Here is a 13,481-nt window from a genome sequence, read left to right as displayed (position 1 = left end):
ATGGATGTTAAAACATTGATAAAAAAGCATGGGTTTGTTCTAATTAACTGTTTTTTAGTTAATTAGTCGTAATGTGTTTTAGGTAGTATTGGTGTATTTTTTCTGGTGTAGCCCCAAATCGTTTTTTTAAATGAATAGCCCAAAAATGAAATTGAAGTTTCCAAATACCATGACTATTATATTTTCTAGCAGAGGTTGTTAGCCATTCTTGTATTACCACAAATTGCTTACGTTGGTATAATTTGGCAATAAAATCGTTGTCTTCGTAAATGGTGAAGTTTTCATCAAAGCCACCAATATCTTTAAAAAGGGAGTGAGTAATAAATAAGCTTTGGTCACCGCCACGACACACTTGCCAATTAAACTGCGTAAACCAACTCGCTAGTTTTAGCCACCAATGGTTAGAGTCGAATTTCATTTTAAAACAACCTGCAGCGTTGCCGTTTTCTATAGCCGATAATATCAGTTGATCGTATCTATTTGGCGGTAAAGAATCGGCATGTAGAAAGTATAGAATATTACCGTTAGCCTCACTTGCTCCAAGATTCATTTGTTTGGCACGACCTTTTTCAGAGTTTAAAACTTTAATATTTAGGCCTAAGTTTTTAATTATCGGTATCGTACCATCTGTACTGCCACCATCAACAACAATAATTTCCGAGATATTATTTAATGAAGAACAATCTATCAGGTAGAAAAGTAAATTTTCAATAGTTTCAGCTTCATTTAAAACAGGAATTATGATGGATATTTTATTCATTCAAATTCCAGTTGTAATCTTTAAAACTTTTTTTCGCTTTCGCTGAAATTTCAACATCTGAATATTGATTTAAAAAGTCTATTAAATCGCCGTTTTTCTTAAAATCTTTAGAGAACCATTGAAATATTTTTGAAATCTTGATACTGTTTTCTGAAATTTCATTACGTTCCGGATCACTTAAAAATTCCTTAGTAGCATAGGTTAGTTGTGTTTCAATATTAGAAGCTGTAAAAGCTGTGTTTTGTAATTTAGGGCAAGAAACCGAAGCACAAACAATGGCGAAATGAATTCTTGGTTCGTCCATTTTGCGTAAAATTTCATGTTCAATATCATTTAAATTAAACCATTTTTCACCTAATTTCCAATAACGTTGATCCCAAGGTTTATCGATGTCTTTTATGCTTTTTATCGGGTAGTTTCGAAGAATTAAATCTACCGTCATGGCGTTGTAGGCATTAATCCAAAAGGCGAGAGCTTCTTCTTTAGAAAGCGATTTAAAACTATCATCAGAATAGATGAGGTTTAAATCCTGTATGTAGCTTAGTAGTTTTGATCTCTCCGTTTTAAAGGTTTTGTAATTTACATGTCCAGCATCCGAAACGTGTTTTTGTAATAACTCATTCCATAATTTATGCGGTGCTGCAATATCTTTATTAACAGTTTCTTCAGTGCTATTAGTTTCGCTTACTGGTTCTTTGGTAATATTAATAGTATTGATTTCTGTTTCGCTACTTTCTTTTATTGACTCGGTTTTTTCTATTTTTTCTGGTTCAACGGTTACTGCTGGTAGGGTAGAAGGCATGTTTTGTTGAGGTAATTGTGTAACTGTTTTATTGGCACTACAAGCGAGCAAAAAAAAACTAAAACTGAAGTAAATTAAATTTTTCATTTTTTCAAAGGGTAAAGTTCTTGACTAATAAAATTTTTTGGAAATTTTTCATCATCATCAAACCCTAATTCAATGTCTCTACCATCGTGAGGCACGTAATCGGTTTTAAAAATGTAGTCCCAAATACTTAATGTTAGTCCGTAGTTTACGCCAAACCTAACATCTTTTGGTAGACTTTTTACATGGTGCCAAATATGCATTTTAGGATTATTAAATACATATTTTAAAAGGCCATAATCCCAACCTAAGTTGGCGTGATTTAAATGACCTATAGCAATACTGAAAAAATAAACAATAGCAACATCTTGCGCACTGTAATTTGCAATTAATGCTAGCGGAATATATAGAAGTGATTTATAAACTATGGGCTCCATCCAGTGATAGCGTAAGTGAGCTGCGAACCCCATTTCTTTTACCGAGTGATGTACTTTATGGAAATTCCAAAAGAACTCAAAACGGTGCAGTAATCTATGCGTGTTCCATTGAACAAAATCGGATACCAAAAAGAAAATGATTAAACCGAGCCATTTTGGTAAATCGTTAGCATTAAAGAGTTGAAAATCATTTAGAGATAACCCAATTGTTTTTAAAAGATCATTAAAAAATTCTGCGGCTGTATTAGAAAGTGCAATTAATATAATAAGGTTTAATAAAAAGAAATTGAAAAACATGTAAAAGGTATCTAACCAAAAATCTTTTCGAAAAATAGATTGATTTTTACGCCATGGAAATACAATCTCCAATCCCCAAACTATTAGAGAAATGGCTATTAATCCATAAAAATAGTTATCCCATTGGTTTGGAAAAAGTATCTCGTTTTTAAGGTAATTCCAATAACCGGAATAAGCATTTTTTATTATGTCTAGGTATTTATTCATATAAAACTAAATAATCTAATCCTGATTATTAAGGTAAATCAAACTAGTGTAAAGCGGAATCTTAAGCACAATTATATACCAAATCGCTTTTTGTCTTTGTATATTTTAAAAAGGTTGTATGCAAATGATAAACCTGCTATAGCCCATATAGCTCTGTAAATCCAAATATTTATTTTCATATCGAAAAGTATACCGTATTTTTCGTTTAACATAAAACTAGTTAACACTTTGTATATTGATAATGCTAGTATAATAAAGGATAGTAATATTTTCAAATTAGATTGTTTTTATCAATTCTTTAAAAAGCGTAATCATGTTTGGTTCTGCTTTAGAAGCGATAGCAATTATTTCGCTAATATCTACTGGTTTTAAGTTTTCTGGGTCGCACTCATCTGTTAATACAGAAATGGCTGCTACTTTTAATCCTAAATGGTTAGCAACAATAATTTCTGGAACAGTACTCATACCAACGGCATCTGCACCAATAATTTTTAGCATGCGGTATTCTGCACGGGTTTCTAGTTGTGGGCCAACTACACTGGCGTAAACACCTTCGTGAAGTTTTATGTTGTTTGATTTAGCAATACTTTTGAATTTAGCGTTAATTTCGGTATCATAAGGCAGGCTCATATCTGCGAAACGTTCTCCTAATTGTTCAACACCTTTAAAAGCTAAAGGCGAACTGCCTTGTAAATTTATATGATCGTCGATAAGCATAAGCTCACCTTTTTTATAGTCTAGATTTATAGCTCCAGAAGCATTAGAAACCAATAACGTTTTTATTCCTAGTTTTTCCATAATACGAACAGGATACGTAACATCTTGCAAGCTATAGCCTTCATATATATGAAAACGTCCTTGCATTATAATTACCTTTTTGCCTTCTAGTTCGCCATAGATAAGTTTTCCTTTATGAAATTCTACAGTGGCTGTCGGGAAGTTAGGGATGTGGTTGTAGCTTACTTCTTTTATAATATTTATTTCATCTACAAGTTTGCCTAATCCTGTACCTAAAATGACACCTATTTCTGGACTTTCAAATCCTTTTTCTTTTAAGTAATCTACTGTTTCTTCTATAAATTTAATCATGTAATTGTTTTAGTTTTTTTTGTAACTCTAAGTTAGATTGATAAAATTTTGAAGCTATTAAATCTTCAAAAGTATCAATATCATTTAAGGTCTCTAAAGTACTAAAAGTTACTCGATTTTCTTTTAATTGGCTTAACGTTTCTTTTAATAAATAGTCTTGACTCCAAGGTTTGTTTTGGAAGACAAAATTATGAAATTTAGAAAAACCAACTAAGTAATAGCCGCCATCTTCAGCAGGTCCAAATACCACATCACTTTTGTTAAGAGCTTCTAATCCTGAGTTTATTTGTGTGGCTGTGATATCTGGTAAATCGGAACCGATTAACACAATACGCTCATAACCATCTTTAAAACCTTGTTGGAAAGCATTACTCATACGTTCTCCTAGATCAGGGCCATTTTGGACTGTTTTATAATCGTTTTTCCACATAGATTCCACTATGGTTTCAGAAAAATAAATACGTTTGTCTGCTTTAAGGTTTTTAGTTGCTTTTTCTGTAACTTCTACCAATTCGGTATAAACATCAAAAGCGCCTTGATTTCCAATCGTTTTGGCTAGTCTAGTTTTTACTTTTCCTAGTTTTATGTTTTTCACAAAAACAATAACGAGTTCTTTATTCATATACTTTTATTCCTTTTTTTAGCCATTTACTCCATACTTTATTAAATGTATGAATACTATCTGTTTCTTTCTCTTCTCTATTATATACAGGGAAATCATTGCTTTTCCATTCAAAAATTCCACCATATAAATTCTCTACATGTGTGTATCCTGCTTTTTTAAGACTATCGGCTATTGATTCTGAACGAATACCAACGGAGCAATACACTACTATTTTAGATTCTTTATTCGGTACTTTTTTATAAACACTATCTATTTTAAAATGATCGTAACCAACATGAATGGCATTTTTTAAATGGCTAGTTTCGTATTCCTTGAGTTCTCTGGAATCGAGAATAGTGGCGTTAGTGTTTGGCATAGCTAGTTCTTGTACACTTATATAAGGCACACTATTATCGTTATATTGTTTTAATAATTTGTCAATAGATTTTTGAGCAAACAAAGAAACCCCTTGAAGAAGTATTAATAAAAATAAGCTGTTTTTCATATCGATTTAGTCTCTCAAATTTAATAAAATTACAATTGATGGTGATTTGGTGTTAATTTATATTAACGCCAAAGCCTTGCAAACCACTTTCTATAGCCGGTAAAATCTCGGTGTTATCCCAAATACCAGTAATAATAGTTTTTGCGTATTCTTTTGGTAAAAGCCCGTTTTGCATGAGTTTATTTGTTAATCTATAATTATAGGATAAACTGTGATGTTTAAAGCTGAATGTGTTTTGCGAATCGTCTAAAATAGCATACCACACACTAGGGTTTCCGTCGTTTGCTGGCATCCCAATTACACCTGGGTTTATCCATAATTTATCTTCATGTTCATCTTGAAATGGTAAGCCACAATGACCGCTAATAACAACATCGTATTTGTTTTCTAGAAAGTTTGGCGCTTTCGTTTTCCAAGGCGAAGATTTAAAAATAAATTCTGAAGTGTTTTCATAAGAGCCATGAACGACTATCACTTCTTTTCCAGCGTAATTAAAGGTAATATGATCTGGTAAACTGTCTACAAAATTTAAAGAATCTTTTGAAAGTTTACTTTGTGCATAAGGATACCATTGCTGAGAAAACCCATCGCAGCGCGAACCTTTTTTAAATTCACAACCGCAATCTGTAGCACCTTCGCTAAGTTGTATTTCAACATTACCCGCAATGCTTTTTGCATTCCATATTTTGAACAATTGCACGGTTTCTTCAGGTTGTGCACAATAGCCCACAATATCACCAGTACAAATACAATTTTCTGGAAGAATATTTTCTTTTTCAGCAATTTGTTTTATTGCTTCTAAAGCTTGAAGGTTGCTATAGACGCCGCCAAAAAGTAATACTTTGCCAGAAATTTGACCTAAATTTTCTATTTTTTTATCCATTTTGGAATAATATATAATGTGATACAACTTAAAACGCCCCAGAAATTAATCCATAGTAAATCGGCATATTTTCCTTGTGTAAAAATGAGTGATTCGGGGAATATTTCTAATACTAATATGATGCCGAAAATTAATCCGCATGTCACGCTGAGGTAATAACTTATTTTAGGAACTTTTATATCCCAGAATAAAAACACAGGTGTTAAACCTATAACCATAGTTCCCGATATGGTTGTAGCCGATAATATTTCAGCATTTAAAAAAATAGGAATTGTGCCTAAAATAGCAATAAGTACCATGGATACACGACCAAAGGTTACATTCTTACCTAGGTTTAAATCTATTGATAATAGTTTTGAAAAGGATGAAAATGTTGAATCTAGGGTAGATGCAGCCGACGTAATCATGATAAAATTTATAATAAGTAAAATGAATACACCAAAGGCTTTACCTACTTCAACAGCAGCTTGCCCTTGCATATTGTGGGTTTGTGCATAAACACCAATTACACTAAATGAAATTATGCAGAAAGCACCTAAAATACTCGCAATTAAAAAACTTCTGCGTGTTACTTTTGGAGAACTTATAAACGCTCTATCTGTTAAAACGGGGTCATGAAATGGGTAGCTAAAAGATTGAATAATAGCTGCAAAAAATAAGTTTAAACCTAATTCGAAACTCCACGTGCCAGAAGATGCAATATCTTGAGTTGAAAAGTTTTCAATTGAAAAAATATTGTATAAAATAATGATTAGTAAAACTGAAAATAACCCCATTTGAATAACATCTGTAAAAATAGAACTACTTAATCCTCCTTTTAGAGCGTAAGCTAAAGTTAGTAACGTAAACAGAATTATAGACCAATAGTATGGCGTGCTTCCCGGTCCTCCAAAGTAACTACCAATAACCATGGTGTTACTCCAAACTTCATTAAACAACCTAAAAGCAATTAAAATTGAAAAAATGGCCATGGCACCTTTACCAAACTTTGTTGTTAAAAACTCATGAATACTTTCAAAACCACCTTTAACTCTAAGCTGATAAAGCAATATACCTGCAACGGCAAATGATAAATAATAACCAGCATAAGCCACGCCGCCAACAATACCAAAACTTAAACCGAGGTTCGCCGCATTGGTAATGCTTTTGGCAAAAATCCAAGAAATTATTAAGCTACCCGTTAAAACTAAGGTGTTCGGCTTTTTTAACCTTTTAGTGGCTTTAAAAAACTGATCTTTCGTTTTAGCGAACGGCGATATAAAAAATAAAATCAAACTAGATGTTATAATTAATAGCCATTGCAATGTTGTTGTGTCTAGGTTATTCATTCCACCATACTGGTATATTAATGCTGTTATTATCTGTTTTTAGAGCAGCTTCCAAATAGTTTTCTGCGTTAAGCGTTTCTTCTTCGGCAGGGTAGGGCATTCTAAGAGGTACTAAATCATTATTTAAACTTGCCGAAATAGTTTGTAATTCGGGGAAACCTGTTCGGTTATATTCAATCCAACCTTCATAACCGTTTATAGTATTTGCAATCCATTTTTGGGTTATAATTTGCTCTAAAGGCGTTTTGCCAACAGCGTTAAAAGCAGCATTATTTGTTAAGTAGTCTAGAGGTAATTCTGAGTGCCAATATTCAAAAGCCAATGTAACACCGGTTTCATAGAGTTGCTGCGCATCAGCTGTGATTAAGTTTTTTGAAGCAGCTTCCGCGAAAGCGAAATGCACTTCCCAAGCAGTTATAAAATTAGCATCCAGAGTAGAGGTGTCTTCTCTAAAAATAGTTCCTGCTAATGAGTAATCAGCTAAAGATACAGCTGTTGAGGTAGCGTCGATACCGTTAAGTAAACCGTTAAATTCATTCGTGGTTGAGTTTGAAAAAGGCTTGAATAGCGTATTTATTCGCGTATCGTTTAAGTCGGTTAAAATATTTACCATAGTTTCAGAAAGTACAAAGTTGTTAAAATCACCAACCCTTAATTGTGCTAGTCTAAAACTATTTGGGTCAGAATTCGTAAAGTCGAAAACAGCATTCTGTAAATTATCTTTTATATAATTGTCATCATCAAAAAGTGATTGTAATTCTGCAGCCACATCTTCTTTGTTAGAAATTCTGATAAGGTGCTTTATTTTTAATGAATTAGCAAAACGTATCCAAGCTTCTAAATCTCCATTAAATAAAATGTCGCCTTCTAGAGGAATAGCATCTTTGTAGTTCTGAATTGCGATGATACCTTTGTTAAGGTTGTCGAGAATACCTCCTTCCATTAGGTAAATATCTTCTTGATTATCATAACTTGGGGTAACTGTAATTGTAGAGCCATTAAAAGCTTCAAAATAAGGAACATCTCCAAATAAGTCGGTTAGTCCAGCAGCCATATAAGCTTTTAAAATTAATGCAGGTCCTTCGTAAACTTTAAAGGCTTCGGAAGTTCTCGACTGATTTAAAATAATTTCGTTATCTCGTAAATTTGTGTAGAATACAGGCCAAGGGTTTCCGCCTAATTGCGGTGATTTAAGTGCATGTCTATCAAATAAATTAAAATCTAAAGCTGTACGATGTTGCGATAATAAATCGCCAGCAACAAAACCTTCATAACTCATTTCTTCTCCGAAATTATAAATAACTTGGCGTAGTAATAAACTAGGTTGTACAGAAACCGGAGCGTTTGGGTTTGTGTTTATATTTTGAAAATCATTGGTGCAGCTTGCTGTAATCAATAGAATCAAAAAGGATAATATATATATAATGTTTTTCATAAATTAATATTTTCATTTCCGTTAAAACGGAAAAATGTTTTAAAAATCAATGCCTACTTTAAAACCAAAACTTCGTGTTGTAGCATAGCTTAAGTCTTCAACACCACTAACAAAACCATTTCCTTGAACGGCTATTTGTTCTGGATCGAAATGTGGGTTTTCAGTAATAGCGAATAGATTATTTCCTGTAAAAGAAATCGTTAATTCTGCTTGGTTAGTAAGGCCTAGAAAGCCTTCGTTAAGTTTAAAGTTATAACCTAAAGCAAACTGACGAAGCTTTAAAAAGGAAGCATCATATACATTGTTTTCTTCGTGATTTCTGTCGTAAAATTGTCTGTAATAGCTTTCTGCAGTAACGGCTGTTGTATTCGCTAAGCCTGTGTTTTGGTTAACACCTTGGGCAATAATACCGGCATCTGGTCTATAGGCTGTTTCTGCTAATTGTCCGCCAACATTACCTAAAGCACGCGTTCTTGATACAATTTCGCCACCTTGCCTCCAATCGAAAAGGAAGTTTAAATTCCAGTTTTTTAAGGTGAAATTATTGTTCCATCCTAAAGTGAAATCGGGATTAGAATTACCTAATTTTTTTAAAGTATTATCTGCTATAAAACGTCCGTTATCATCTATAATAAATTCACCGTTGCCATTTTTAGAATATCCAGTACCGTAGAAATCACCGAGGCGTCCGCCTTCTTCAACCTGAAACCAAACGGTTTGGTCTGCACTGTCATAAATTCTACTAAAGGCTAAGGTTAATCTGCCATCATTTTGCGGTAAATCTTTAACTGTAGAACGGTTAGTTGCAAAGTTAAATGTAGAATTCCAATTAAAGTTTTTAGTTTTAATAGGTGTTATGCCAAGTACAATTTCAACACCTTGTGTGTTTACTGTTCCTCCATTTACAACTTGTTGGTTGTATCCAGAAGAGGTAGCAATTGGTAAAGAAATAATTTGGTCTTTAGTATCTGCATTGTAATAAGTGAAATCGAAATTTAGGCGATCTTTAAAAAAACGAAGGTCTGCACCAATTTCAAAACTTGTAGTTTGTTCTGGTTTTAAGTTGGCATTTGGTATAAAATCTTGATTACTAAAAGTAGCATCTCCATTAAATGTAGTTTGCGAAACAAATGTTCCAGAGGTTTGGTAAGGACTCGTATCGTTACCTACTTGAGCCAGACTAGTGCGTAATTTTGCAAATGAAACAAAACGAGGTAGTTTCGCAACGTTGGATAAAACAAAACTTGTAGAAACCGATGGGTAGAAAAAAGATGTTCCGTCTACAGAAAAAGGAGTAGCTAAGGCACTCGACCAATCATTTCTGCCAGTAATATCTAAAAATAAATAGTTTTTATACCCTAATTTAGCGACGCTATAAAGCGAGTTTATACGTTTTTCACTTTCAAATTGAAAAACTTCAATAGGCGATGCAGCATTGTTTAAGCTGAAAATACCAGGTTGTGCTAAGTTTACCGTTTGCGATTGTTTTGTAGAAGCTGCTTGATTTAAACGGTTGCCACCAACAGAAATATCAAAAGATAAATTCCCGAACGTGTTATTATAGTTAATTAAAAAATCGGTATTTATTTCTCTGTATTTTACATCGTGCTCGGTATAAGCGCCATTTTGAAAACGATTGCTGCTAAAATTTCTAATAAATTGACGTGTTTCACTACTGTAGTCCATTCCTGTTCTAAGCGTTACACTTAAATGATTAGCTAGTTCTTGTTTTATAGCAATGTTTCCAAATATTCTATCACGTTCAAAACCGTTTCTGTTTTCTGATAAAATAAAATAAGGATTATCAAAAAATGTATAGTTAAAAGAATATTGTTGTACACCTTCTAAACCAGGTTGCCAGTAGTTTTTTAAATTATTAATATCTAAAGAACGCGGTCCCCATGCAACTAATGAATAATTTGCGTTTTCACTTCCGTAGCCATTTGCAGGCCTATTGTCACTGCTGGAATTAACGTAGCTTATAGAGGTGTTTATTTCGGTTCTTTCCGAAGGGTTAAAGTTAAGTTTTGTTGCTACCGTTTGTCTATCCAAATTTACACCCGGAATAATAGATTCACTTCTTAAATCGGTAAAAGATAATCTGTAACTTCCAGTCTCAAAACCATTAGAAATAGCAATATTATTGGAGGTTGTTAAGCCTGTTTTGTAAAAATCTTTTAAGTTGTTTGGGTTTGATGTAAAGGGTGTTGCCGTAATTGGTAAATCGTTATATAATGATGTGTCTCCACCACGAATAAAATTACCGTTGGTAAGTTGTACAGGGCTATCAAACTGTGGTACTAAAATACCTGTATCTAATTTCGGGCCCCAAGAATAGGTGATATTATCACTTGTTCCTCCTCCTAAACCATCAACATATTCAAACTGGCCAGATTGTCCTTGGCCGTACTCGTTTTGAAATTCAGGAAGTTTAAAAGCAGAATCCACAGTTATGGATGTGTTTAAACTAACACGAAACCCTTTTTGCTTGTTGCCATCTTTAGTTTTTATAACAATAACACCGTTCGCAGCGCGTGTGCCGTAAAGAGCAGCAGCATTTGCGCCTTTTAAAACGGTAACCGATTCTATATCGTCTGGATTAACTTCCATGGCTCCATTACCAAAATCTATTTCTTGAAAACCTGCCGCAGCTTGATTTGTAAAATTAAAAACGGTTTCGTTGTTAATAGGTGTGCCATCGACAATAAAAAGCGGATTGTTATTAGAGAAAGAGGCTTCACCACGAATGGTGATTTTAGACGTAGAGCCAACTCCTGTTGCGCCTTGCGTTACGGTAACTCCGGCTAGTTTTCCTTGGAGGTTATCCAAGAAATTCACCGTTTTAACTTTGGTTAGGCTTTCCGATTTAATAGCTTGTACAGAATATCCTAAAGCTTTAGAATCTCGTTTTATACCTAAGGCTGTAATAACAATTTCGTTTAGTGCTGCGGCATCTTCCGATAAACTCACATTTATAACCGTTTTGTTTCCAACGGTAATAGTTTCCGTTTTATAGCCGAGAAAAGAAAATTGTATTACGCTAGATTGAGATATTACTTCAATAGTATAGTTTCCGTTTTCATCGCTAATAGTTCCTGTTTTATTACTTGAGATATTAACAAAAGGTAAAGGGGCGTTGCTTTCCGTATCTGTAACACGACCAGTTATAGTTGTTTGTGCATGCGTAATGCCAAATATGGCAAACGTTATGCATAGTAAAATATGCTTCATTTAGTTAAATAAAAGTTAGTAAAATCTTCGTGAAGATTGATGTCGTAAAACTATTGTAAATGAAGTAGAGCAGGAGAGCCCTTATTGTGTTGCCTTTTTAATACGAAGTTGTGAAAGGCTGTAATATGGTAAGCTATTATTTTAGTTGAAATTGAAATAGATTGAAGTAGAATAGATTTAATAGCAGCCGAAATGCTTTTGAAACTATTTAAAACACGTTCTATATCCGAAGCATTATCAATATCGGTTAATACTTCTAAATAATGAATTTGGGTATTTTCAGAAGCTAATACTTTAGAAATATTCCTATTTAAATTGGTAGTTTGCCAAGGTAATTTTAAGAAAACATCAGGATTGAATAGATCCTTTTTTAAACCCATTAAATAAAAACCACCATCTGTCGAAGGGCCTAGAACAACATGATGATGTTTTAGTTTCTCTGCAGTTTTTAAAATATGTTTTGCTGTTAAATGTGGTGTGTCATTCCCGATGGTAATAACGGTATCATAACCTTTATTGTAAACAGATTGAATGGCGTTTGTAAAACGTTCTCCAAAATTTACTCCAATTTGTTGGTTTTCGCTAAGATGAAAATAAGGTAAGCCTGTTTTTTTTGCAATATTTATAGTTTGAAGGTTTAACGCTTCAAACAAACTGCTGGGCGAGGGTAATGGTTTTGAAACCATCTCCTTCTCGGCAGAGTTAGCAAAAATTAATATGGCTATTTTATTTTTCTTCATCTTTTAAGCAACTACACCTTGACAGCTACTACCTGCACCAGCGGTACAACCGTAACAATGTTGAGAAATCACAATGTTTCTACCTTCCAGTAATTCTTCATTGTATTCGCTAATGTGTTTTGATTTGCTATTTACTGGTAAATTAAGCATTTGATTAAAATCGCAATCAAACAAATAACCATCCCAACTTATGGATAGCGTATTTGTGCACATTACGTTTTCAACTGCAGTTGGATTATAAGCTTCTACTAAAGAGTACATATAGTCTTCGTAATTTTCTGAAGCAATAAGGAAATCTAAAAACCTTGCGATAGGTAAATTTGTAATAGCAAATAAATTATGAAACTGAATATCGAAATCGTCCTTCAATGCTTTTTTGAAATCTTTTTCCATAGCTACTTGATCGCCAGGTAAAAAGGCTCCCGAGGGATTGTAAACCAAATCTAAACGTAAATCGCTACCCGGTATACCGTAGCCAATAGCATTTAAATCTTGTAGTGCTCTAATAGATTTATCAAAAACACCGTCTCCACGTTGTTTATCGGTTTTTCCACGTGTCCAGTGTGGCATAGAGCTCACAACATGTACATTGTGTTTTTTAAAGAATTCTGGTAAATCGTAGTATTTTTTGTTGGCTCTAATTATGGTTAGATTAGAACGAACAATAAAATCTTTGATACCTGCTTTTGCGGCTTCTTCTACAAACCAACGGAAATCAGGGTTCATTTCTGGTGCGCCACCTGTTAAATCTAAAGTGTGAGCACCTGTGTTTTTTATAACCTCTAAACATTCGCGCATGGTATCGCGCGTCATGATTTCTTTACGGTCTGGACCAGCATCAACATGGCAATGGTCGCAAACTTGGTTACACATGTAGCCTACATTTATTTGCAGGATTTCGAGTTTTTTCGCTTTAAGCGGAAAATGGCCAGTTTCGGAAATTTTATTTTTAAAAGTTGGTAATTCTCCATTTTTGAAAATGCCGTTCGATAAAATGTCGAGTTGCCTGTTGCTATTTGCTAAGTCGCTTTCGCGTTTTTGTAGGGACTTTGTTGCCATTAATAGTTTTTTAAAATTAAGATACTGTTTCTATTTTGAAAACAGCACTTGGCAGATAACTGCGCTAGGGATTGGAGCAT

13 protein-coding genes are annotated in these 13,481 nt (G+C 33.7%); all 13 read right to left on the bottom strand.

Annotated elements, in window-relative coordinates; all coding sequences use genetic code 11:
* Nucleotides 1–58: 58 nt before the first annotated feature.
* Nucleotides 59–760, bottom strand: coding sequence for a TIGR04283 family arsenosugar biosynthesis glycosyltransferase (locus tag M4I23_RS11170; protein WP_249754439.1), 702 nt, complete (start codon nucleotides 758–760; stop codon nucleotides 59–61).
* Nucleotides 753–1,649 carry a DUF547 domain-containing protein gene (locus M4I23_RS11165; RefSeq protein WP_158844790.1) on the bottom strand — a complete coding sequence of 299 codons (897 nt, stop codon included), beginning with the start codon at nucleotides 1,647–1,649 and terminating at the stop codon, nucleotides 753–755. The genes M4I23_RS11170 and M4I23_RS11165 overlap by 8 nt, the downstream gene beginning before the upstream one ends.
* Nucleotides 1,646–2,527 (bottom strand): sterol desaturase family protein, encoded by an 882-nt coding sequence (locus tag M4I23_RS11160; protein ID WP_158844787.1) that lies wholly within the window; start codon nucleotides 2,525–2,527, stop codon nucleotides 1,646–1,648. Before M4I23_RS11160 ends, M4I23_RS11165 begins: the two co-directional genes overlap by 4 nt.
* 71 nt (nucleotides 2,528–2,598) lie before the next feature.
* Entirely contained in the window at nucleotides 2,599–2,802 is a 204-nt protein-coding gene (locus tag M4I23_RS11155) for a hypothetical protein (protein WP_158844784.1), read from the bottom strand.
* 1 nt (nucleotide 2,803) lies between these two features.
* Nucleotides 2,804–3,616, bottom strand: coding sequence for a purine-nucleoside phosphorylase (locus tag M4I23_RS11150; RefSeq protein WP_249754438.1), 813 nt, complete (start codon nucleotides 3,614–3,616; stop codon nucleotides 2,804–2,806).
* A complete protein-coding gene (locus M4I23_RS11145) occupies nucleotides 3,609–4,238 on the bottom strand; it encodes a TIGR04282 family arsenosugar biosynthesis glycosyltransferase (protein ID WP_249754437.1) in 630 nt (209 codons plus the stop codon). Before M4I23_RS11145 ends, M4I23_RS11150 begins: the two co-directional genes overlap by 8 nt.
* On the bottom strand, nucleotides 4,231–4,725 hold the full coding sequence (locus tag M4I23_RS11140) for a rhodanese-like domain-containing protein (protein WP_158844775.1): 495 nt from the start codon (nucleotides 4,723–4,725) through the stop codon (nucleotides 4,231–4,233). Before M4I23_RS11140 ends, M4I23_RS11145 begins: the two co-directional genes overlap by 8 nt.
* 52 nt (nucleotides 4,726–4,777) lie before the next feature.
* Nucleotides 4,778–5,608 (bottom strand): metallophosphoesterase, encoded by an 831-nt coding sequence (locus tag M4I23_RS11135; protein ID WP_249754436.1) that lies wholly within the window; start codon nucleotides 5,606–5,608, stop codon nucleotides 4,778–4,780.
* Nucleotides 5,593–6,936 (bottom strand): sodium:solute symporter, encoded by a 1,344-nt coding sequence (locus tag M4I23_RS11130; RefSeq protein ID WP_249754435.1) that lies wholly within the window; start codon nucleotides 6,934–6,936, stop codon nucleotides 5,593–5,595. The genes M4I23_RS11135 and M4I23_RS11130 overlap by 16 nt, the downstream gene beginning before the upstream one ends.
* Nucleotides 6,929–8,371: a SusD/RagB family nutrient-binding outer membrane lipoprotein gene (locus M4I23_RS11125; protein ID WP_249754434.1), complete on the bottom strand. Its 1,443-nt coding sequence runs from the start codon at nucleotides 8,369–8,371 to the stop codon at nucleotides 6,929–6,931. Before M4I23_RS11125 ends, M4I23_RS11130 begins: the two co-directional genes overlap by 8 nt.
* A gap of 39 nt (nucleotides 8,372–8,410) precedes the next feature.
* Nucleotides 8,411–11,602: a SusC/RagA family TonB-linked outer membrane protein gene (locus tag M4I23_RS11120; RefSeq protein ID WP_249754433.1), complete on the bottom strand. Its 3,192-nt coding sequence runs from the start codon at nucleotides 11,600–11,602 to the stop codon at nucleotides 8,411–8,413.
* A 50-nt stretch (nucleotides 11,603–11,652) separates the two neighbouring features.
* Nucleotides 11,653–12,342, bottom strand: a complete 690-nt coding sequence (locus M4I23_RS11115; protein WP_249754432.1) for a DUF2064 domain-containing protein — start codon at nucleotides 12,340–12,342, stop codon at nucleotides 11,653–11,655.
* Nucleotides 12,343–12,345: 3 nt separating this feature from the next.
* A complete protein-coding gene (gene arsS, locus M4I23_RS11110) occupies nucleotides 12,346–13,401 on the bottom strand; it encodes an arsenosugar biosynthesis radical SAM (seleno)protein ArsS (protein WP_158844757.1) in 1,056 nt (351 codons plus the stop codon).
* Between the last annotated feature and the right edge of the window lie 80 nt (nucleotides 13,402–13,481).

The organism is Algibacter sp. L4_22, assembly GCF_023473045.1.
GTDB lineage: Bacteria > Bacteroidota > Bacteroidia > Flavobacteriales > Flavobacteriaceae > Algibacter.
Note: the sequence above shows the minus strand (reverse complement) of the source record. Positions and strands in the feature narration are given on the sequence as shown.